Source organism: Kitasatospora sp. NPDC048365 (assembly GCF_043200835.1).
GTDB classification, from domain to species: domain Bacteria; phylum Actinomycetota; class Actinomycetes; order Streptomycetales; family Streptomycetaceae; genus Kitasatospora; species Kitasatospora terrestris.
Map to the genome: position 1 here is coordinate 1 of NZ_JBICYJ010000046.1, position 19,791 is coordinate 19,791.

Sequence of the window (19,791 nt, forward strand, 5' to 3'; positions counted from 1 at the left end):
CCCGCGCCGGGCCCCCCCCGCGCGCCCCGCGGCCCCGCCCCCGGGGGCGGGCCCGCCCCCCCCCCCCCCCCCCCCCCCCCCCCCCCCCCCCCCCCCCCCCCCCCCCCCCCGCGGCGTGCGGGCCTACGCTGGGGGAGAGGGTCGGGAACGAGTGAGGACTGGCGATGAGTGAGCGGACCGGGGACCGGGACGACGAGAAGGCCCGGACGGACGAGGCGGCCGCTGCGGCCGGGGCCGCGAAGGCCAGGCTGGTCTTCGGGGATCCGCTGGAGCGGCAGACCAGTGACGACACCGACCAGGGCTGGGGCGGCCCGGCGGGCGGCGGCGGGAACGGTGGGCGGGAGCGCGGGCTGGACTGGTACCTGAGCCAGCGGCCCCCGCACCACGGGGACTGACGGGGGAGCGGGGAGTGACGCGGGGGGCCTGACGGGTGCGGGGACGGGGCCTCAGCGGCTGCTGGTCAGGGCGTCGCGGATCTGGGTGAGCAGCTCGACCTCCTTGGCCTCGGCCTCCAGCGCCTCCTCCTCGACGGTCTTGCGCTTGGCCATGAAGTGGTTCATCGGCAGGATCAGCAGGAAGTAGACGACCGCGGCGGTGATCAGGAAGCTCAGCGCGGCGCTGAGCACCGATCCCCAGAGGATCCGGATGCCCGAGGTGACGTTCCCCGAGGGGTCCACCACGCACGGCCCCTTGATGCAGGAGCTGTACGCGGCCAGGTCCTTGCTGCCGAAGGCGCCGACCAGGGGGTCGATGATGCCCTTGACGAAGGCGTTGACGATGTTGGTGAATGCGGCGCCGATCACGACCGCCACGGCCAGGTCGATGACATTGCCGCGGAGCAGGAATTCCTTGAAGCCCTTCATGCTGCGCTGAACGGCGTCAGCCCGGTGAGGTTACGGGTGAAATCCGATCTTTCCGGTTGACGCGGCGGCGCAGCCGGCGGGCGGCGCCGCGGGCGGTGGGCCGGGTCGCAGCGGGCCGGCCGCCAGCGCGGTGAGGGCCGCGATCAGCCCGGTGACCAGCACCCCGGGCCTGCGCCGGACCGCGTGCTGCAGCCGGTGGCGGCCGCCACCGCCGCGCCGGATCGGCGGGAACGGCGGGATGTCGCGGCGCGGTGGCACGGCGGTCGCGGGCAGCGGGGGAACGAGGTACATGGTCATGGCGGCACCGCATTTCTCCGGTCGGAGCGCCCCCGGCCGGGGGCGCGGAACCAGAGTGCGGCCGGGTGTCGACCCGGCCCAGGGCCCGCCGATTTCCTGTGGAAAAACCGGCCTTGTGGACAACCGGAGTCCCCCACCCGGGTGAGAACGGTGCGAGCGGGGGGAGAAAACGCGGAACCCGGTGGTGCCAGCAGGCACCACCGGGTTCCGGAAAGGCTTTGCTCAGCTCGCGGCGGGAGCGGAGGACGTCGACGACGACGAGGAGGAGGGCGTCGACGAGGGGGTGGAGGCGGTCGAGGAGGACGAGGCGCCCACCGAGCTGCTCGACGAGGAGCGGCTGTCGGTGCGGTAGAAGCCCGAGCCCTTGAAGACCACGCCCACGGCCGAGAAGACCTTGCGGAGCTTCCCCTGGCAGTCGGGGCACGTGGTCAGCGCGTCGTCGCTGAACTTCTGCACCGCCTCGAGGCCGTTGCCGCACTCGGTGCACTGGTACTGGTACGTGGGCACTTGCTCTTCCTCCTGCACTCCCCCTGGCACTCTCACCTGATGAGTGCTAACAACGGTCCATGATGCGGCATTCCGCCGCGTCAGTCCAGCGTCGGCCGCGTGATCGCCCGATCGCGCGGTCAGCCGCGCGAGGCGGCGCCGACCGGCTGCGGCCTGAGCGGGACGCTCCTGGCAACGGTACGGCCCGAGCTGCCCGGGGCCACCAGCAGACGGCGCATCGTGACGAGCGCCACCAGGCCGAGCCCGGAGCCGACCACCGGGACCAGGAAGCCGGCCGAGGGCCCGCCGTGGTCGATCAGCTGGCCGGCGGCGGTCGAGCCGGCCGCCAGGCCGAGGCCGATCGCGCCGGTCAGCCAGGTGAAGGCCTCGGTCTTGGCGCCGTCGCCGACCAGGGTCTCGACCAGGGTGTAGCCGGTGATCAGGGTGGGCGCGATGGCGAGGCCGCAGAAGAGTCCGGCGATCGCGAGGGCGACCAGATTGGGCATCGCCCACAGGGTGGAGCAGCCGAGCACCAGCAGCGCGTAGCAGCCGAGCATCCGCTGCCGGGCCGAGTGCCGCCAGGCGATCATGCCGTAGAGCACGCCGGCCAGCATCGAGCCGCCGGCGAAGACGCCGTACACGATGCCGCTCGTCCCGGCCCGGCCGGCCGACTCGGCGAAGGCGGTGACCGAGACCTGCATCGCGCCGAAGACGGTGCCGACGCCGAGGAAGGCTCCGACCAGCAGCCGCACGCCGGGGGCGGCCAGCGCGGACTCGCGCCGGGTGCCGGCCGCGGGGAGCTTCAGCGCGGGCGCGGTGGAGCGCTGGGCGGCGAAGGCCAGGCCGCCGGCCACGGTGAGCACGGCCTCGGCGACCAGGCCGGTGGCGGGGGAGATTCCGGTGGCGATCGCGGTGGCGAGCACCGGGCCGATCACGAAGGTGAACTCGTCGGTGACCGACTCGAAGGCGAAGGCGGTGTTGAGCCTGGCCGGGTCGTCGGCCAGCTTGGCCACCCAGCGGGCGCGGACCATGGCGCCGATCTGCGGCACCGAGGCGCCGGCCGGGACGGCGGCCAGGAAGAGCGTCCAGGTCGGGGCGTGGCCGAGGGCCAGGGCGATCAGCGCACCGACCGACACGGCGTGCACCAGGACGCCGGGGACCAGCACGGCGGACTGCCCGTAGCGGTCGGCGAGCCGGCCGGTCTGCGGGCCGACCAGCGCCTGGGCGACGGCGGACGCCGCCGCGACGGCGCCGGCCAGGCCGTAGGAGCCGTGGGTGTCCAGCACCAACAGCACGATGCCGAGGCTCAGCATGGCGTAGGGCAGGCGGGCGGCGAAGGCGGGGACCAGGAAGGTCCGGGCGCCGGGGGTGCGCAGCAGCGTGCCGTAGCCGGCGCGGTTGCGGGTGGGGTTGTCGACCGTTCGGCGGGCCGCCACGGTCGGTCCTCTCTGCCGCCTGGTAGCGCGGACCGGGGGCCGAGGGTGGGGCCCGGACGCGCGCCGAGAGTCGTCCTCTCGCGCGTCGACCGGGGTAGATACCTCGGCCGGGAAGGTCACCGGGCCGGGCCGCCGAGCGGTCGCGCCGACTCTGCATCAGGCAGGTGGTACGGATGCAATCGTCAGATGTATACCTTCATTATACCGGCTGCTGCCCGAAACGTCCTGCCAATGCAAGGTGAACATCGTCACCGACCGTTCAGCCACCCGGCCAGCTTGCCGCCGCGGTCGACCGCGCGCAGCCGCTTCTCGGCGGCCTCGGCGACCTCGTCGGTGGTGACCACGAGCAGTTCGTCGGCGGGCCGCAGCACGGTGGTCTTGTCCGGGACGAAGCTGGAGCCCTCGCGCACCACCAGGGTGACGGCGGCGCCCTTGGGCAGCCGCAGCTCGCCGACCTCGACGCCGGCCATCCGGGAGCCGGGGGCGAGCGCGACCGAGAGCAGCTGGCCGTGCAGCTTCTCCAGCGGCGCCGACTCGATGCCGAGGTCCTGACCCAGGTCGCCCTCGCCGATCCGCAGCCAGCGGGCGACCAGCGGCAGGGTGGGGCCCTGGAGCAGGGTGAAGACCACGACCAGGATGAAGACCACGTTGAAGACCTGCTGGGCCGACTCGGCCCCGTAGACCACCGGGATGGTGGCCAGCACGATGGGCACCGCGCCGCGCAGCCCGGCCCAGCTGAGCAGGGCCTGCTCGCGCCAGGGCATTCGGAACGGGGTCATGGTGAGCAGCACCGAGGCGGGCCGGGCGAGGAAGACCAGCACCGCGCCGACCACCAGCGCGGGCACCACGGCGCTGCCCATGGTGGCGGGGGTGCAGAGCAGGCCGAGCATCACGAACATGCCGATCTGGCCGATCCAGGCCAGGCCGTCGGCGAAGCCGCGGACCGCCGGGCCGTGCGGCAGCTTGGCGTTGCCGAGCACCACCGAGGCCACGTACGCGGCGAGGAAGCCGGAGGCGTGCAGCAGCGCGCCGCCCGCGTAGGCGAGCACGATCAGCGCCAGCACCGCGATCGGGTACAGGCCGGAGGAGGGCAGGGCGACCCGGCGCACGCCGTACGCGCCGATCCGGCCGACCGCGTAGCCGACCACCGCGCCGACGGCCAGCTCGGCGATGATCGTGCCGACCAGGACGTACCAGGCGTCGGCCTCGCCGACGGTGGCGAAGGCGACCACCAGGATGACCACGGGGGCGTCGTTGAAGCCCGACTCGGCCTCCAGCAGGCCGGTCAGCCGCTTGGGCAGCGGCACCATCCGCAGCACCGAGAAGACCGCGGCGGCGTCGGTGGAGGAGACGATCGCGCCGAGCAGCAGCGAGGTGCGCCAGTCCAGGCCGACCAGCCAGTGCGCGCCGGCGGCGGTGACGAAGACGGAGACCGCGACGCCGAGGGTGGCGAGCGCGGTGGCGGCCGGCATGACCGGCTTTATCGCCTGCCAGCTGGTCTTCAGACCGCCCTCGGCGAGGATCACCACCAGGGCCGCGTAGCCGAGCACCTGGGTCAGCTCGGCGTTGTTGAAGGTGACGCCGAGGCCGTTCTGGCCGAGGGCGACGCCGATGCCGAGGTAGATCAGCAGCGAGGGGAGCCCCGAGCGGGTGGAGATGCGCACCGCGACCACCGCGACCAGGAGGATCACGGAAACCTCGAGCAGGAACTGGTTCAGGTGGTCAACGGTCACGCAGGGGCACCTCGGCAGGGGAGGGACGGCGGCGGCGGTGGGGCGGAGGGATGAAACGTTACCCAGTCTAACATTTTACCTGATCTTTGAACTAGGGGGTTCCCCCGTGCCCCTCGTGCAGGCCCGTCGTCCTAATGTGGTGCACTGTCACGGCCGCAGTCACCCTCGCCACAAGGATTCGGATGCCCCGCTCGAAGAAGTTCCGGCGCGCTCGTCTGATCGTGATCGTGCTGGCCGTCCTGCTGGTGGCCGGCGCGGCCGGCGGCAGCTGGTGGGCCGTCGACACGGTGCGCTCCTCCTTCCCCGACGTCGAGGGGACCGTTCGGGTACCCGGCATGGCCGCCCCGGTGGACGTGAAGCGCGACGCCAACGGCATCCCGCAGCTGTACGCCGACAGCGACGCCGACCTGTTCCGGGCCCAGGGCTACGTCCAGGCCCAGGACCGGTTCTGGGAGATGGACGTCCGCCGGCACATCACCGCCGGCCGGCTCTCCGAGATGTTCGGCTCCGGCCAGGTGGAGACCGACTCCTTCCTGCGCACCATGGGCTGGCGCCGGGTCGCGCAGCAGGAGTGGGACTCCCCGACGCTGCTCTCCGAGTCCACCAAGAAGAACCTGCAGGCCTACAGCGAGGGCGTCAACGCCTGGCTCGCCGAGCACCCCGGCGGGGCCGGCGCCTCGCTGGAGTACGCCCTGCTCGGCGTGGTGAACAGCGGCTACCAGCCGGAGAAGTGGGACCCGGTCGACTCGGTCGCCTGGCTCAAGGCGATGGCCTGGAACCTCTCCGGCAACCTCCAGGAGGAGATCGACCGCTCGCTGCTCACCCAGGACTTCTCCAAGGAGAAGATCGAGCAGCTCTACCCGGCGTACCCGTACGACCGCAACGGCACCATCGTGAAGACCGGCAAGGTCGGCACCGACGGCACCTACAAGCCGGCCGACGGCGCCGCGGCCGCCACCCCGCCCACCGTCCAGGCCGCCGCCGCGACCCAGGGCGTGCTCAAGGGCCTCGCCGACCGGATCGCCGCGGTGCCGCAGCTGCTCGGCCCGCAGGGCCAGGGCATCGGTTCCAACTCCTGGGTGGTGCGCGGCACCAACACCACCACCGGCCTGCCGCTGCTGGCCAACGACCCGCACCTGGGCCCCGGCATGCCGTCCATCTGGTACCAGATGGGCCTGCACTGCCGGGCGCTGAACAAGGCCTGCACCTTCGACACCGCGGGCTACACCTTCTCCGGCATGCCGGGCGTGGTGATCGGCCACAACAAGGACATCGCCTGGGGCTTCACCAACCTCGGCGCCGACGTCACCGACCTGTACCTGGAGAAGGTCACCGGCCCGGACACCTACCAGGTGGACGGCAAGGACGTGCCGTTCACCACCCGCAAGGAGACCATCAAGGTCGCCGGCGGCGAGGACCGCACCATCACCGTCCGCTCCACCCGCGAGGGCCTGCCGCTGATCTCCGACCAGAGCGAGGAGCAGCAGAAGGTCGGCACGTACGCGCCGGCCGGCAACGCCGCCCCGGACCGGGCGGCCGGCTACGGCGTGGCCCTGCAGTGGACCGCGCTCACCCCGGGCTCCACCATGGAGGCCGTCTTCAAGCTGAACCGGGCGAGCGACTTCGACGAGTTCCGGGCCGCCGCGAAGGACTTCGCCGTCCCCGCGCAGAACCTGATCTACGCCGACACCAAGAACAACATCGGCTACCAGGCGCCCGGCGTGATCCCGGTCCGGGCCAAGGGCGACGGCCGCTGGCCCGCGCCGGGCTGGGACTCCAGCTGGAAGTGGACCGGCACGATCGACTTCAAGTCGCTGCCGTACAGCTACAACCCCGCCTCCGGCTACATCGTCACCGCCAACCAGGCCGTGGCCGACGCGAGCTACCCGTTCCTGCTCACCACCGACTGGGAGTACGGCACCCGGGCCAAGGAGATCGGCGACCAGATCCAGGACAAGCTGAAGAACGGCGGCAAGATCTCGCCGGACGACATGCAGGCGATCCAGCTGGACGACACCAGCGTGATGGCCAAGACCCTGGTCCCGCTGCTGCTCAAGGTGCAGATCGACGACCCGTACGTGCGCGAGGCCCAGGACCTGCTGAAGGACTGGAACTACCGGCAGGACGCCGACTCGGCGGCCGCCGCGTACTACAACGGGGTCTGGCGCAACCTGCTCACCCTGGCCTACGGCCAGAAGTTCCCGGCCGACCTGCGGGCCGAGGGCGACTGCCTGCTGGTCCGTCAGAAGCGCGACTCGACGCTGCCCGACGACGCCGTCGGCGGCGCCGCCCAGGCGGTCACCGAGTGCGGCACCCGCAAGCCCTCGCAGGCCCAGCCGGACGGCGGCGACCGCTGGATGGAGGTCGTCCGCCAGCAGCTCACCCAGCCGGACAGCAGCTGGTGGGAGTACATCGACTCCAACCACCTGCCGCAGAAGGGCATGGACAAGCTGCTCGCCGAGGCGATGAAGGACGCCCGCCAGGAGCTCACCGCCAAGCTCGGCAAGGACATCTCCACCTGGACCTGGGGCCGGCTGCACACGCTGACCCTCAAGGAGCCCACCCTCGGCACCGACGAGTCGTCGGTCGCCTCCGGCCTGGTGCACAGGCTGCTCAACCGCGGCCCGTACCAGCTGGCCGGCGGCACCGCGGCGGTCGACGCGGCCGGCTGGAACGCCGCCGCCGGGTACGAGGTGGACTGGATCCCGTCGATGCGGATGGTCGTGGACCTCAGCAACTTCGACGCCTCGCGCTGGATCAACGTCGGCGGTGCCTCCGGCCACGCGTTCCACCCCAACTACAACGACCAGACCGAGCTCTGGGCCCGGGGCGAGCTGCTGCCCTGGGCGTACTCGGCGGACGCGGTCTCCAAGTCCGCCCAGCACGTCCTCTCGCTGACCGCCGGTTAGCCGGCGGAGGGCAGGCGGCGCAGGCCCGTCGGGGTGACCACGGCGTCCACCGGGAGGTCGTGGTCCTCGGCGGGCACCCGGTCGACCAGTTCGTGCTCGTACAGCAGGGTGGCCAGCAGCGGGCGGGCGCCGGCCCGGGCGAGGCGGGCCAGCACCCGGTCGTAGGAGCCGCCGCCGCGGCCGAGCCGGATGCCCCGGCCGTCCACCGCCAGGCCCGGCAGCAGCACCGCGGCGGCCCCGCACACCGCCTCCGGGCCCAGCCGCGGCCCGGTCGGCTCCAGCAGCCCGCGGGCGGCCGGGGCCAGCCCCCCGGCGCCCGCGTACTCGGCCCAGTCCAGGTCGTTGTCGGGCAGCAGCACCGGCAGCAGCACCCGCACCCCGCGCCCGCGCAGCTCGTCCAGCAGCGGCCGGGTGCCCGGCTCGCCGCCCACCGACACGTACGCCGCCACCACCGTGCCCGGCGCGGCCAGGCCCGCCGCGTGCCCGGCCAGCGCGGTCGCCGCGGCCGCCCGCTCCTCCGCGCTCAGCGCCCGCCGCCGCTCCAGCAGCCGTGACCTCAGGGCCGCCTTGTCGTTGGGCAATGGATTGGCAGTCACCGGAAACTCCCCTGCTCGCCGTCGATGGTGCTGACACGAGCCTGACACGCGGAGGCCGCGCTATGTCCACCCCGCTCCTGGTCCAGGCGTTCGCCGGGCTCAGCGCGCCCGCGCTGGCCGCCGCGGGCTGGTACGGGCTGCGGCTGCGCCGCACCGCGGCGGCCGCGCGCACCCGGGAGGCCGGGCTGCAGGAACGGATCTGCGAGCTGGAGCAGGAGCGCGACGAGCTCCGGCGCACCGCCTCCTGCGACCCGCTCACCGGCGTCTGGAACTACCGCCACCTGCAGATCACCCTGGACCGCGAGATCGAGCGGTCCCGCCGCGCCGAGGCGGCCGCCGCCGAACCCCGCCCGCTCGCGGTGCTGATGCTGCAGATCACCGGCTTCGACGCGGTGGTCGCCGAGCACGGCCGCACCCGGGCCGGCGCCGTGCTGCGCGACCTCGCCCAGCGGCTCGGCCTGGAGATCCGCCGCTCCGACACCCTCGGCCGGTACGGCGGCGAGGAGTTCCTGGTGCTGCTGCCCGACACCGGGGTCGAGGGCGCCGTCCAGGTCGCCGAACGGCTGTGCTGGACGGTCCGGCGCCACCGACTGCTCGACTGGACGCCGGCCACCCCCGCCGAGCCCGACCCCGGCGCCCGCAGCGGCCTCACCGCCGCCATCGGCGTCGCCGTGCTGCCCCGCGACGGCTCGCACGCCGCCCCGCTGCTGCGCGCCGCCGACCGGGCCCTCGCCGCCGCCCGCGCGGAAGGCGGAGACTGCTGGCGGGGAGCCCTCAACCGCGCGGAAAATCCGCCGCAGAAGCCCGGTAGGGTGTCAGGCGGTCTCTCACAGCCGCTTCACTCCGCTCTCAGCCAGGCGGAAACCATGCCTCAGTAAGGTCAACGCATGACGAAGACGAACGCCCGCACCCCTGTCACCAAGGCCGTCGTCCCGGCCGCCGGCCTCGGGACCCGCTTCCTCCCGGCGACCAAGGCGACCCCCAAGGAGATGCTGCCGGTCGTCGACAAGCCGGCCATCCAGTACGTCGTCGAGGAGGCCGCCGCCGCCGGGCTCTCCGACATACTGATGGTCACCGGCCGCAACAAGCGGGCCCTGGAGGACCACTTCGACCGGGCGTACGAGCTGGAGGAGCTGCTCACCCGCAAGGGTGACCACGACCGCCTCCGCCGGGTGCAGGAGTCCGTCCAGCTGGCCAACATGCACTACGTCCGCCAGGGCGACCCCAAGGGCCTCGGCCACGCCGTCTCGGTCGCCGAGCAGCACGTCGCCGGCCAGCCCTTCGCGGTCCTGCTCGGCGACGACCTGATCGACCCGCGCGACCCGCTGCTCTCCCGCATGATCGAGGTCCAGCAGGAGCTCGGCGGCTCGGTCGTCGCGCTGATGGAGGTCGACCCCGCGCAGATCCACCTCTACGGCTGCGCCGCGGTCAAGCCCAACGGCCTCGGCGAGGACGTCTTCCGGATCACCGACCTGGTCGAGAAGCCGGACACCGCCGACGCGCCGTCCAACTACGCCGTCATCGGCCGGTACGTGCTCGACCCGGCCGTCTTCGACGTGCTGCGCGAGACCGCGCCCGGCCGCGGCGGCGAGATCCAGCTGACCGACGCGCTGCGCGAGCTCGCCACCCGCGACCAGGACGCCGGCGGCCCCGTCCACGGTGTGCTCTTCAAGGGGCGCCGCTACGACACGGGCGACCGCGCCGACTACCTTCGCGCTATCGTCCGACTGGCGTGCGAGCGTGAGGACCTGGGCCCGGAGTTCCGGAGCTGGCTCACCCAGTTCGTCGCCGGCGAGATGCAGGGCTGACCCACGACGAAGGCGAGTGAGGCGATGACCGGGACCACCGACAGCTGCTGCGAGGGCACCCCGGCCCCGGCATCGCCCCGCTACTGGACCGTCGACGAGCACCTCGCCGACGTCCTCTCCGCGGTCGGCCCGCTGCCCGCGATCGAGCTCCAGCTGCTCGACGCCCAGGGCTGCCGGCTCGCCGAGGACGTGACCGCCGGCGTCGACCTGCCGCCCTTCGACAACAGCTCGATGGACGGCTATGCGGTCCGCACCGCCGACACCGCCCGCGCCACCGAGGAGTACCCCTCGGTGCTCGCGGTGGTCGGCGACATCGCCGCCGGCGCCGGCGAACTCCCCAAGGTCGGCCCCGGGCAGGCCGCCCGGATCATGACCGGGGCCCCGCTGCCCCCCGGCGCCGAGGCCGTCGCCCCGGTCGAGTGGACCGACGGCGGCACCGGCACCGGCCGGGCCGCCGACTCGATGGGCGCCGCCTCCGGCACCGGCACCGGCGACGAGGTGCGGGTGCTGCGACCGGTCTCCGAGGGTGCCCACGTCCGCCGCCGCGGCAGCGACATCACCAAGGGCGACGAGGTGCTGGAGGCCGGCACCGTGCTCGGCCCCACCCAGCTCGGCCTGCTCGCCGCGATCGGCCGCGGCACCGTCCGGGTCCGGCCCCGCCCGCGCGTGGTCGTGCTCTCCACCGGCAGCGAACTGGTCCGGCCCGGCGACCCGATCGGCCCCGGCCAGATCTCCGACTCCAACTCCTTCACCCTCACCGCCGCCGCCCGCGACGCCGGCGCCATCGCCTACCGGGTCGGCGGCGTCCCCGACGACGCGGCCACCCTGCGCGCCGTGCTGGAGGACCAGCTCGGCCGCGCCGACCTGATCGTCACCAGCGGCGGCGTCAGCGTCGGCGCGTACGACGTGGTCAAGGAGGTCTTCGAGTCCTACGGCGGCGTCGACTTCCGGCGGCTGCGGATGCAGCCCGGCAAGCCGCAGGGCTTCGGTCGGCTCGGCGGCGCCGACGGCGTGCCGCTGCTCGCCCTGCCCGGCAACCCGGTCAGCGCGTACATCTCCTTCGAGCTCTTCGTCCGCCCGGTGATCCGCACCATGCTCGGCGCCCCCGACGTGCACCGCCCGGTGGTCCGGGCCACCTGCACCGCCGCGCTGCGCTCGCCCGCCGGGCGCCGCCAGTTCCTGCGCGGCTGGTACGACGCCGACGGCACGGTCGCCCCGGTCGGCGGCGAGGGCTCCCACCTGGTCGGCGCGCTCGCCCGGGCCAACTGCCTGATCACCGTCCCCGAGGAGACCACCTCGCTCGACGCGGGCACCGTCCTCGATGTGGTCCTTCTCACGGACTGACCGGGTCGGGGCTGTACGGTAGCGCGGTATTCGACCCGCGCTGCATGGAGCCACCCCGTGACCGACACACCCCCCGGCGACCGCCTCACCCACGTCGACGACACCGGCGCCGCCCGCATGGTCGACGTCTCCGAGAAGGCCACCACCGTGCGCACCGCGGTCGCCGCCGGGCGGGTCCGGGTCTCGGCGCGCGTCGTCGAACTGCTGCGCGGCGAGGGCGTCCCCAAGGGCGACGCCCTCGCGGTCGCCCGGATCGCCGGGATCATGGGCGCCAAGAAGACCCCCGACCTGATCCCGCTCTGCCACCCGATCGCCATCTCCGGCGTCAAGGTCGACCTCGCGGTCACCGACGAGGCCGTCGAGATCACCGCCACCGTGAAGACCGCCGACCGCACCGGCGTCGAGATGGAGGCGCTCACCGCCGTGGCCGTCGCCGGCCTCACCGTCGTCGACATGGTCAAGGCCGTCGACAAGGCCGCGAGCATCGAGGACGTCCGGGTGCTCACCAAGACCGGCGGCAAGAGCGGCGACTGGCAGCGGGAGGCGTGATGCGCGCGCTCGCCGTCACCGTCTCCAACCGGGCCTCCGCCGGCGTCTACCAGGACAAGGGCGGCCCGCTGCTGGTCGCCGGCCTGCGCGGGATGGGCTTCACCGTCGACGGCCCCCGGGTCGTCCCGGACGGCGCCCCCGTCGAGGCGGCGCTGCGCGAGGCCGTCGCCGCCGGGTACGACGTCGTCCTCACCACCGGCGGCACCGGCATCTCCCCGATGGACCTCACCCCCGAGATGACCGCCCGGGTCATCGACCGGCAGATCCCCGGCATCGCCGAGGCCGTCCGGGCGTACGGCCGCGACAAGGTGCCCACCGCCGCCCTGTCGCGCGGCCTCGCCGGCCTCGCCGGACGTACCCTGATCGTCAACCTGCCCGGGTCCACCGGCGGCGTCAAGGACGGCCTGGCGGTCCTCGAACCGCTGCTCGCCCACGCCGTGGACCAGCTCGGCGGCGGCGACCACCCGCGCCCGGCCGACGGGGCCGGGGCGGACGAGGGGAGTACGAGCTGAACGCCGGCTGGCCGGTCGATCTGCGCGAGGGCGACGTCGAGCTGCGCCCGATCCGGGCCCGCGACCAGCGCTCCTGGCAGGAGGTCAGCCGGCGCAACCGCGACTGGCTGCGGCGCTGGGAGGCCACCGTGCCGCCCGCCCCGGCCGGCCGGTCCGCCATGCCGCGGCCCACCTACCGGCAGATGGTCCGCTACCTGCGCGGCGAGGCCGGCGCCGGCCGGATGCTCCCGTTCGTCGTCCTGCACCGCGGCACCCTGGTCGGCCAGCTCACCGTCGGCGGCATCACCTGGGGCTCCATGTGCTCCGCCAACGTCGGCTACTGGATCGACGAGGACGTCGCCGGACTCGGCATCATGCCCACCGCCGTGGCCCTCGCCGTCGACCACTGCTTCCTCGACCTCGGACTCCACCGGATCGAGGTCTGCATCCGCCCCGAGAACCGGCCCAGCCGGCGCGTGGTCGAGAAGCTCGGCTTCCGCGAGGAGGGCCTGCGCCCCCGCTACCTCCACATCGACGGCGACTGGCGGGACCACCTGGTGTACGCGCTGACCGCCGAGGAGGTCCCGGAGGGGCTGATGCCGCGCTGGCGTGCCATCAGGAACCGCCGCCGACCGGTAAATTGAATATATGTTCGAAATAGATATCAATATGGCATCGCGCCCGGGGCGAGCCGCCACAAATACCGGCAAAATAGTCGGAGAATCAGCTTGATCGAACGACACGCCGCCCCAAATTGCTGCCAGCCCTTCCCCGGCGCCCGTACCGTGTGAAAGGTGAGCAGTAGCGGCCTTATCTACGCGGTCATCGTAGGGGCCTGGGCTGCCTATCTGGTGCCGATGTGGCTCCGCAGGCAGGACGAGCTCAACGAGTCCCGTCCGACGGAACGCTTCAGCACCGCGATCCGCCTGCTGGCCGGACGGTCGGCCATGGAGCGGCGCGCGGCCCGAGCCCTCGACGACCAGCACCGCGACGACGACAGCGACCCCGCGTCCGCGGACGCGTCCGAACCCTCCGAGGCGGAGGAGCCGGGCGCGACCGAGGCGTCCCCCGCGCCGACCGGCTCGACCGCCGCTGCGACGGGCCCGGACGCCGTGCCCGCGGCCGTGCCCGCGCCGCCGGTCACCGAGGCGATCGGCGCCGAGGCGGCCGGCGCCGAGCCGGCCCGCGCCGACCGGCCCGCCTCGGCCGCCCGCGAGCCGCGGTCCGAACGGGCGGAGCGGGCCGAACGCGCCGAACGTGCCGCCCGGCAGGACGAGCACCGGCAGTCCGCCGAGCGCCGCGCCCGGCTGCTCGCCCGGCGCCGCCGCATGGTCACCCTGCTGTTCGTCGCCTTCGCGCTCGGCGCGATCGTCGCGGCGGTGGCCGGGATCGCCTTCATCTGGGTGCCCGCGCTGCCCGCCGTCCTGCTCACCGCCTACATCGGCCACCTGCGCCGGCTCGAACGCCAGCGGTACGAGGTCAAGCTCGACCGGGTCCGCGCCGCGCAGGCCGCCGAGCGGTTCCGCGCCCGCGCCCGGGAGCGGCAGGACGCCGAGCCCGCGACCGCCCGGGCCGCCCGGACCGCCGCGGCTCCGGCCGCGCCGGCCGACCCCGAGCCCGCCGGGCCCGCCGAGCCGGCCCGGCCGCACCTGCGGCTCGCCACCGAGCCCGAGCACCCGGCCTCGGCCGTCGCGGACGCCACCGAGCACGAGGAGTGGGTCGACGGCATGCGCGAGCGCGGAGCCGCCGGCCCCGACTCCTGGGAGCCCGTCCCGGTCCCGCTGCCCACCTACGTGACCGCCCCGGTCGCCCCGCGGGTCACCCGCAACCTCGACCTCGGCGCCCCGGGCACCTGGGACTCCGGCCGCCAGGCCGCCGCGCCGGGCACCCAGCTCTTCGACCAGTACGCCGACCCGGCCCCGCCGCCGGCCGCCGAGGACTACGCGCCCCGCCCCCGCGCCGCCAACGAATGACCGCCCCTCGCCCCGCCCCAGGCCACCGGCCCGACGGCGGGGCGACCCGCGTCCGGCGGTGGTCACGAGCGGGTCCGCGGAGGTGATAGAGTTTCTTCTCGTTGGGGCTGTGGCGCAGTCCGGTAGCGCACCTCGTTCGCATCGAGGGGGTCAGGGGTTCGAATCCCCTCAGCTCCACCCAACGGGAAATCCCGCTCGGTCCACTGGACCGGGCGGGATTTCTGCTTTTCCCGACCGTCCGTCAGGCCGGTCCGGCGCATTCCGTCAGTCGCCGGCGGGCGGGCGCGGTGGCGACGGCGCCGAGCACCGGGGCGGCGGCGATCGCGAGTGCCGCGCTCACGGCGGCCCGCACGGCGGTCGTCCGTACCTCGTACCAGGTGGCCTGCATCGGCGGGGCGAAGCCGATCGAGAACAGCGCGATGCCGGGTCCGCGCAGCCACCACGGGTACGGGCTGTGGGCGGTGGTGAGCGAGGTGAGCCGGCCGGCGTCGAGGTCGGCGAGCAGCGGCTTGAGGGCGGCGGTCCGTTCGACCTGCTCGGCGCCCGGCGTGGCGACGCACGGTCGGCGGGGCGGGGCCCGGGCGCCCCGGGTGTCGCTCGATGGGGTGGTTTCCCCGTGTGGAAGGCGTGTTGGGGGAGGGCGGACGGTGCAGGCTCGGGGCGGCAGGGACGTGGTGGACTCGACGATGGGGCGGTACCAGTGGCGCAGCCGTTCGAACTTCCGGATTTCTACGTGCCGTACCCGGCGCGGATCAATCCGCACTACGAGCAGGCGCGGGTGCACACCAAGGCGTGGGCGCGGGGGTTGGGGATGCTGGAGGGCTCGGGCGTCTGGGAGGAGCACGACCTCGACTCGCACGACTACGCGCTGCTCTGCTCCTACACCCACCCCGACTGCGACGCCGAGGCGCTGTCCCTGGTGACCGACTGGTACACCTGGGTGTTCTTCTTCGACGACCACTTCCTGGAGATGTTCAAGCGGACGCTGGACCGCGAGGGCGGCAAGGCGTACCTGGACCGGCTGCCGGCGTTCATGCCGATGGACCTCGCGGCCGGCTTCCCGGAGCCGACCAACCCGGTCGAGGCGGGCCTGGCGGACCTCTGGCGGCGGACGGTCCCGCACATGTCGGCCGACTGGCGGGCCCGGTTCGCCGAGTCGACCCGCCACCTGCTGAACGAGTCGCTGTGGGAGCTGTCCAACATCGACGAGGGCCGGATCGCCAACCCGGTCGAGTACATCGAGATGCGCCGCAAGGTCGGCGGCGCACCCTGGTCGGCGGGCCTGGTGGAGTTCGCGGCGCAGGCCGAGGTCCCGGCGTCGGTGGCGCACTCGCGGCCGCTGCGGGTGCTGCGCGACGCCTTCTCGGACGCGGTGCACCTGCGCAACGACCTGTTCTCGTACGAGCGGGAGATCGGCGACGAGGGCGAGTTGAGCAACGGGGTGCTGGTCCTGGAGACCTTCCTCGGCTGCTCGACCCAGCAGGCGGCGGACTCGGTGAACGACCTGCTGACCTCCCGGCTGCAGCAGTTCGAGAACACCGCGCTGACCGAAGTGCCGCCGCTGATGCTGGAGTTCGGCCTGAGCACCGAGGAGTGCGGGCGGGTCGCCGGCTATGTGAAGGGCCTGCAGGACTGGCAGTCCGGCGGGCACGAGTGGCACCTGCGCTCCAGCCGCTACATGAACGGCGGCGGCGCCGGGACGCCCGCGCTCGCCCCGACCGGCCTCGGCACCTCGGCGGCGGGCATCCGTCTCGCGGCGGGCCTCCCCGGGCTGCGCGGCGTCGCCCACGTCCCGTACCGGGAGGTCGGGCCGACCGGGCGGCCGCCCGAGCTGCACATGCCGTACCCGGTCAGGCTCAACCCGCACCTGGACGCGGCCCGCCGCGGCGTCGTCGAGTGGTCGGCCCGGATCGGGCTGCTGGAGCCGCAGCCCGGCGTGCCGGCCTCCGACCTGTGGGACGAGCCGAAGCTGACCGGCTTCGACTTCGCGCTCTGCGCGGCGGGCATCGACCCCGACGCCACCGCCGAGGAGCTCGACCTGAGCTCCGCCTGGCTCAGCTGGGGCACCTACGCCGACGACTACTATCCGGCGGTGTTCGGGCGCGGCCGCGACCTGGTCGGGGCCCGGCTGGCCAATGAGCGGCTGCGCGCGCTGATGCCGGTGGACGGCCCGGCGGCCACCGCTCCGCTGAACGCGCTGGAGCGCGGCCTCGCCGACCTCTGGGAGCGCACCGCCGGGCCGCTGGGCCCGGCCGGGCGGCGGACGTTCCGGCGGGCCGTGGAGGTGATGCTGGACAGCTGGCTGTGGGAGCTCGCCAACCAGGCGCAGAACCGCATTCCCGACCCGGTCGACTACATCGAGATGCGCCGTGCGACCTTCGGCGCCGACCTCACCATGGGTCTGGCCCGGCTCGGCCACGGCGACGCCCTGCCGGACGCGGTCCTGGCCAGCGGCACCGTGGAGGCGCTGGAGCACGCCGCTGCCGATCACGGCGGGCTGGTCAACGACGTGTTCTCGTACCGCAAGGAGGTCGAGTTCGAGGGCGAGTTCCACAATCTGGTGCGGGTGGTGGAGAACTTCTTCGGCTGCGAGCAGCCGCAGGCCCTGCACATCGTCACCGACCTGATCGACTCCCGGATGCGCCAGTTCGAGCACCTGATCAGCGGTGAGCTTCCGCTGCTCAAGGACGACTTCATGCTCGGCGCCGAGGCCCGGCAGGCCCTCGACGACTACCTGGGCGAGCTGCAGGACTGGATGGCCGCCGTCCTGACCTGGCACCGGCAGACCCTCCGCTACCCGGACGCCGAGCTGGAGGGCCACCGCACTTCCGCCGGGGCCCCGCCCCGCCCGGCCGTCGGCGCCCCGTCCGGCCTCGGCACCTCCGCCGCCCGCCTCCTCGCGGACCTGGCCGCCGCCGCGCGCTGAGCCCGGGTACGGCACCGGCCCGGGAGCAGGGATGCTCCCGGGCCGGTCAAGGGTCGGCCGTCAGTTGCGGTACGGGTCGTACGGCGCCGGGGCCGGCGGCTGGGGGGCCGGGGCGGCCTGGCGGGGGATCGGCGCGCCGGTCGGCCGCCCGCCGCGCGGGTGGCGGGTGAGGCGGTAGCCCGCGACACCGGCCAGTGCGGCGAGGGCGCCGCCGGCGATCGTCCACCACCAGCGGGTGTTCCAGCCGGAGAACAGGTCCGAGTACCAGTGGGACTCGGGCTCGGCCGGGGCCGCCGCGTGCGAGGCGCCGGCCGACGGGGCGGCGGACGCGCCGGTGGCGGGGGCGGAGGCGGCGGCGGTGGAGCCGGGGTTGACCGGCGGGACCAGCGGCGCCTTCAGCGAGCCGCCCTCGGGCTGCGCGTCGTCCGCGCCGCCCTTGGCGCCGACGTGCAGCTTCACCTGCGCGGCGAGGCCGAGGTCGGACTGCGGCACGTCGCCCACCGAGAGCCGGACGTAGTAGGTGCCCGGCAGCGGGTCGCCGGACCACGGTTCGGCCCAGGAGCGGATCTGCCGCAGGGTGCAGGCGACCGTCACCGTGGCGGCGCTCTGCTCGGCGGTGGCGTTCTGCGGCCCGGCGGTGCAGGACTGCCGGCGGCGCAGGCCGTCGAACAGCTCCACCGTCCAGGTCTGCGCGCCGTGCCGGTCGGCGGACGGCGGGAGCTCCACGTCCACCCGGACGGTGTCGGTCTGCCCCTCCGAGGCGGCGAACGCCCAGTAGAGGTAGTCACCGGTGGAGGCGGCGACGGATGCGTCCTGACCGGGCGCCAGCGTGGTCGCGGTCAGGAAGCTGGTCCCGGCCGAGTTCAGCGGCGCCTTGGCGGCGGAGCCGCCGGAGGCGGAGGCCGAGGGGGACGGCGAGGGCGAGGCCGCGACGGCGGCCGGGGCGGTGAGCGCGGTCAGACCCAGCACCAGGGCGGGCAGGGCGGCGCGGATAGAAGTACGCATCGTCAGTTCTCCCGCCAGACGGCGATCCGCCAGCGTGCCACCCAGCCGAAGAGCAGGCCGGTGAGCAGGCCGGCCAGGGTGAGGACCAGCAGCAGGATCCAGCCGCGGCCCAGGCCCATCGCCGGGCCGTCCGGCGCGGGCGAGGCGGCGACCACGTCCACGGTCAGCTCCAGCGGCAGACCGGGGTCGGCCTGGACGCCGGCCTGGCCGGCGAAGGAGTTGGAGACGATCAGGCAGACCGTCGTGCCGGCGGCCGCGGTGCCGGTCGGCGAGGCGGAGGCCCCGTCGTCGTCCGCCGCGGACCAGCGGACACCGGTGGAGGCGACGTCGGTGCGGCCGCTGCCCGCGTCGGTGCCGCGGACCAGCTCCTGCCCGTGCGTGTCGGTGGCCTGCAGCAGCACGCCGTAGTCCCGGGCGACGGCCCGGTCCGGGGTGACCGAGACGGAGGCGCGCAGCTCCTGACCGGGCTTCACCGGCACCCGGTAGACCCGGTGCTCGGAGAACTTCTCCCGGTCGGTCCAGACGCCGGGGCCGAGCAGCGGGGCGGTCTCGCACTTGTCGGTGCCGGTCGTCTTGGCGGGCGTCACCGTGTGGGTCTCGCCGGCCCGGCCGACCAGCTGCTTGACCTTCTGGGTCAGCTGCTCCTGGGTGCGGACGTCGGTGTAGGTGCCGCCGGTCGCGTTGGCGATGCACAGCAGCTGCTGGCGGGTCTTGTCGTCGTGCGCCAGGCCGAGCGTGTCGACGACCAGGTGGATGCCCTGGGCGGCGAGTTCGCGGGCCACGTCGCACGGGTCCGGCGGGGCGCAGGAGTCCTCGCCGTCGGTGATCAGCACGATCCGGCGGGTGGTCGGGCCGGTGCCCAGGTCCTGGGCGGCGCCGCGCAGGGCCAGGCCGATCGGCGTCCAGCCGCTGGGCCGCAGGGTGGCGACGGCGGTCTTCGCCTCGACCTTGTTGGTCTTCCCCACCGGGTACAGCTGCTTGGTGTCCTTGCAGCCCTCGGTCTTGTTGTCGCCCGCGTAGGTCGCGCCCAGCGTCCGGATGCCGAACTCGGTCTCCGCCGGCAGGGCGTCGATCACCTCGTTCAGGGACTGCTGGGCGACCGCCAGGCGGCTCTTGCCCTGGATGTCGGTGGCCCGCATCGAGCCGCTGACGTCCAGGACCAGGTCGACCTTGGGGGGTTCGGCGGCTGCCGCCGGGGCGCCGGGTTCGTCGGCGTGGGCCGGCAGGCCCGCGAGGACGGCACCGGCGGTGATCGCCAGAGCTCCCAGCAGGCTCGCCGGTCGGACCGGCCATCGTCGTTTCGTCGTGATCACGGCCGCATCCTATGGAGCATCAGTCCACCGCCTTACTCCGGGCCTACCGCCACCGGGGCACA

At 74.0% G+C, this 19,791-nt stretch carries 19 protein-coding genes and 1 tRNA gene; 11 read left to right on the top strand and 9 right to left on the bottom strand.

The features are described from left to right. Positions 1–164: 164 nt before the first annotated feature. Complete coding sequence (locus ACGFX4_RS33535) at positions 165–395, top strand: hypothetical protein (RefSeq protein WP_393082627.1); 231 nt, start codon at positions 165–167, stop codon at positions 393–395. A 51-nt stretch (positions 396–446) separates the two neighbouring features. Here the strand turns inward: ACGFX4_RS33535 and mscL are convergent, their stop codons facing one another. The 5 genes from mscL to ACGFX4_RS33560 all read right to left on the bottom strand — a co-directional run bounded on the left by mscL (position 447) and on the right by ACGFX4_RS33560 (position 4,815). Further along, on the bottom strand, positions 447–863 hold the full coding sequence (gene mscL, locus ACGFX4_RS33540) for a large conductance mechanosensitive channel protein MscL (RefSeq protein WP_393082630.1): 417 nt from the start codon (positions 861–863) through the stop codon (positions 447–449). Between the two features lie 30 nt (positions 864–893). Continuing rightward, positions 894–1,160, bottom strand: coding sequence for a hypothetical protein (locus tag ACGFX4_RS33545; RefSeq protein WP_393082633.1), 267 nt, complete (start codon positions 1,158–1,160; stop codon positions 894–896). A 222-nt stretch (positions 1,161–1,382) separates the two neighbouring features. After that, positions 1,383–1,667, bottom strand: a complete 285-nt coding sequence (locus ACGFX4_RS33550; RefSeq protein WP_393082636.1) for an FmdB family zinc ribbon protein — start codon at positions 1,665–1,667, stop codon at positions 1,383–1,385. Between the two features lie 119 nt (positions 1,668–1,786). Continuing rightward, positions 1,787–3,082 carry an MFS transporter gene (locus tag ACGFX4_RS33555; RefSeq protein ID WP_393082639.1) on the bottom strand — a complete coding sequence of 432 codons (1,296 nt, stop codon included), beginning with the start codon at positions 3,080–3,082 and terminating at the stop codon, positions 1,787–1,789. A 248-nt stretch (positions 3,083–3,330) separates the two neighbouring features. After that, positions 3,331–4,815 carry a potassium/proton antiporter gene (locus ACGFX4_RS33560; protein ID WP_393082642.1) on the bottom strand — a complete coding sequence of 495 codons (1,485 nt, stop codon included), beginning with the start codon at positions 4,813–4,815 and terminating at the stop codon, positions 3,331–3,333. A gap of 182 nt (positions 4,816–4,997) precedes the next feature. Between ACGFX4_RS33560 and ACGFX4_RS33565 the strand changes: the two genes are divergently transcribed. Then, positions 4,998–7,724, top strand: a complete 2,727-nt coding sequence (locus ACGFX4_RS33565) for a penicillin acylase family protein (protein WP_393082645.1) — start codon at positions 4,998–5,000, stop codon at positions 7,722–7,724. Here ACGFX4_RS33565 and ACGFX4_RS33570 read toward each other — a convergent pair. Next, a complete protein-coding gene (locus ACGFX4_RS33570) occupies positions 7,721–8,320 on the bottom strand; it encodes a 5-formyltetrahydrofolate cyclo-ligase (protein WP_393082647.1) in 600 nt (199 codons plus the stop codon). The two genes, ACGFX4_RS33565 and ACGFX4_RS33570, sit on opposite strands and share 4 nt — an antisense overlap. A gap of 62 nt (positions 8,321–8,382) precedes the next feature. Between ACGFX4_RS33570 and ACGFX4_RS33575 the strand changes: the two genes are divergently transcribed. From ACGFX4_RS33575 to ACGFX4_RS33610, 8 genes are all read left to right on the top strand, one after another. After that, a complete protein-coding gene (locus ACGFX4_RS33575; RefSeq protein WP_393082650.1) occupies positions 8,383–9,198 on the top strand; it encodes a GGDEF domain-containing protein in 816 nt (271 codons plus the stop codon). A 9-nt stretch (positions 9,199–9,207) separates the two neighbouring features. Continuing rightward, entirely contained in the window at positions 9,208–10,128 is a 921-nt protein-coding gene (galU, locus tag ACGFX4_RS33580; RefSeq protein WP_393082653.1) for a UTP--glucose-1-phosphate uridylyltransferase GalU, read from the top strand. 24 nt (positions 10,129–10,152) lie between these two features. Further along, positions 10,153–11,472, top strand: a complete 1,320-nt coding sequence (glp, locus tag ACGFX4_RS33585) for a gephyrin-like molybdotransferase Glp (RefSeq protein ID WP_393082656.1) — start codon at positions 10,153–10,155, stop codon at positions 11,470–11,472. A 117-nt stretch (positions 11,473–11,589) separates the two neighbouring features. Next, positions 11,590–12,021: a cyclic pyranopterin monophosphate synthase MoaC gene (moaC, locus tag ACGFX4_RS33590; RefSeq protein WP_393082792.1), complete on the top strand. Its 432-nt coding sequence runs from the start codon at positions 11,590–11,592 to the stop codon at positions 12,019–12,021. Next, on the top strand, positions 12,021–12,533 hold the full coding sequence (locus tag ACGFX4_RS33595) for a molybdenum cofactor biosynthesis protein B (protein ID WP_393082659.1): 513 nt from the start codon (positions 12,021–12,023) through the stop codon (positions 12,531–12,533). Before moaC ends, ACGFX4_RS33595 begins: the two co-directional genes overlap by 1 nt. Continuing rightward, the gene (locus ACGFX4_RS33600) at positions 12,530–13,156 is read left to right on the top strand and encodes a GNAT family N-acetyltransferase (protein WP_393082794.1); all 627 of its coding nucleotides are present in this window, start codon (positions 12,530–12,532) and stop codon (positions 13,154–13,156) included. The genes ACGFX4_RS33595 and ACGFX4_RS33600 overlap by 4 nt, the downstream gene beginning before the upstream one ends. Before the next feature lie 150 nt (positions 13,157–13,306). After that, positions 13,307–14,485 carry a gephyrin-like molybdotransferase receptor GlpR gene (glpR, locus tag ACGFX4_RS33605; RefSeq protein ID WP_393082662.1) on the top strand — a complete coding sequence of 393 codons (1,179 nt, stop codon included), beginning with the start codon at positions 13,307–13,309 and terminating at the stop codon, positions 14,483–14,485. 103 nt (positions 14,486–14,588) lie between these two features. After that, positions 14,589–14,662: transfer RNA gene (locus tag ACGFX4_RS33610), tRNA-Ala, on the top strand. 64 nt (positions 14,663–14,726) lie between these two features. On the opposite strand, the gene ACGFX4_RS33615 is transcribed toward ACGFX4_RS33610, so the two are convergent. After that, a complete protein-coding gene (locus ACGFX4_RS33615) occupies positions 14,727–15,248 on the bottom strand; it encodes a hypothetical protein (protein WP_393082665.1) in 522 nt (173 codons plus the stop codon). Here ACGFX4_RS33615 and ACGFX4_RS33620 point away from each other — a divergent pair. Next, positions 15,219–17,411 (top strand): germacradienol/geosmin synthase, encoded by a 2,193-nt coding sequence (locus ACGFX4_RS33620; RefSeq protein WP_393082668.1) that lies wholly within the window; start codon positions 15,219–15,221, stop codon positions 17,409–17,411. The two genes, ACGFX4_RS33615 and ACGFX4_RS33620, sit on opposite strands and share 30 nt — an antisense overlap. Before the next feature lie 60 nt (positions 17,412–17,471). Here ACGFX4_RS33620 and ACGFX4_RS33625 read toward each other — a convergent pair whose 3' ends face one another. Both ACGFX4_RS33625 and ACGFX4_RS33630 read right to left on the bottom strand, forming a co-directional pair. Further along, complete coding sequence (locus ACGFX4_RS33625) at positions 17,472–18,416, bottom strand: peptidase (RefSeq protein WP_393082671.1); 945 nt, start codon at positions 18,414–18,416, stop codon at positions 17,472–17,474. Between the two features lie 2 nt (positions 18,417–18,418). Continuing rightward, positions 18,419–19,726 (bottom strand): VWA domain-containing protein, encoded by a 1,308-nt coding sequence (locus tag ACGFX4_RS33630; protein ID WP_393082797.1) that lies wholly within the window; start codon positions 19,724–19,726, stop codon positions 18,419–18,421. Positions 19,727–19,791 lie beyond the last annotated feature (65 nt).

Coding starts and splice junctions, on each gene's coding strand:
- mscL (WP_393082630.1), bottom strand. CDS start 863: ATGAAGGGCTTCAAGGAATTCCTGCTCCGCGGCAATGTCATCGACCTG.
- glp (WP_393082656.1), top strand. CDS start 10,153: ATGACCGGGACCACCGACAGCTGCTGCGAGGGCACCCCGGCCCCGGCA.
- ACGFX4_RS33595 (WP_393082659.1), top strand. CDS start 12,021: ATGCGCGCGCTCGCCGTCACCGTCTCCAACCGGGCCTCCGCCGGCGTC.
- ACGFX4_RS33625 (WP_393082671.1), bottom strand. CDS start 18,416: ATGCGTACTTCTATCCGCGCCGCCCTGCCCGCCCTGGTGCTGGGTCTG.
- moaC (WP_393082792.1), top strand. CDS start 11,590: ATGGTCGACGTCTCCGAGAAGGCCACCACCGTGCGCACCGCGGTCGCC.
- ACGFX4_RS33535 (WP_393082627.1), top strand. CDS start 165: ATGAGTGAGCGGACCGGGGACCGGGACGACGAGAAGGCCCGGACGGAC.
- ACGFX4_RS33565 (WP_393082645.1), top strand. CDS start 4,998: ATGCCCCGCTCGAAGAAGTTCCGGCGCGCTCGTCTGATCGTGATCGTG.
- galU (WP_393082653.1), top strand. CDS start 9,208: ATGACGAAGACGAACGCCCGCACCCCTGTCACCAAGGCCGTCGTCCCG.
- ACGFX4_RS33545 (WP_393082633.1), bottom strand. CDS start 1,160: ATGACCATGTACCTCGTTCCCCCGCTGCCCGCGACCGCCGTGCCACCG.
- ACGFX4_RS33575 (WP_393082650.1), top strand. CDS start 8,383: ATGTCCACCCCGCTCCTGGTCCAGGCGTTCGCCGGGCTCAGCGCGCCC.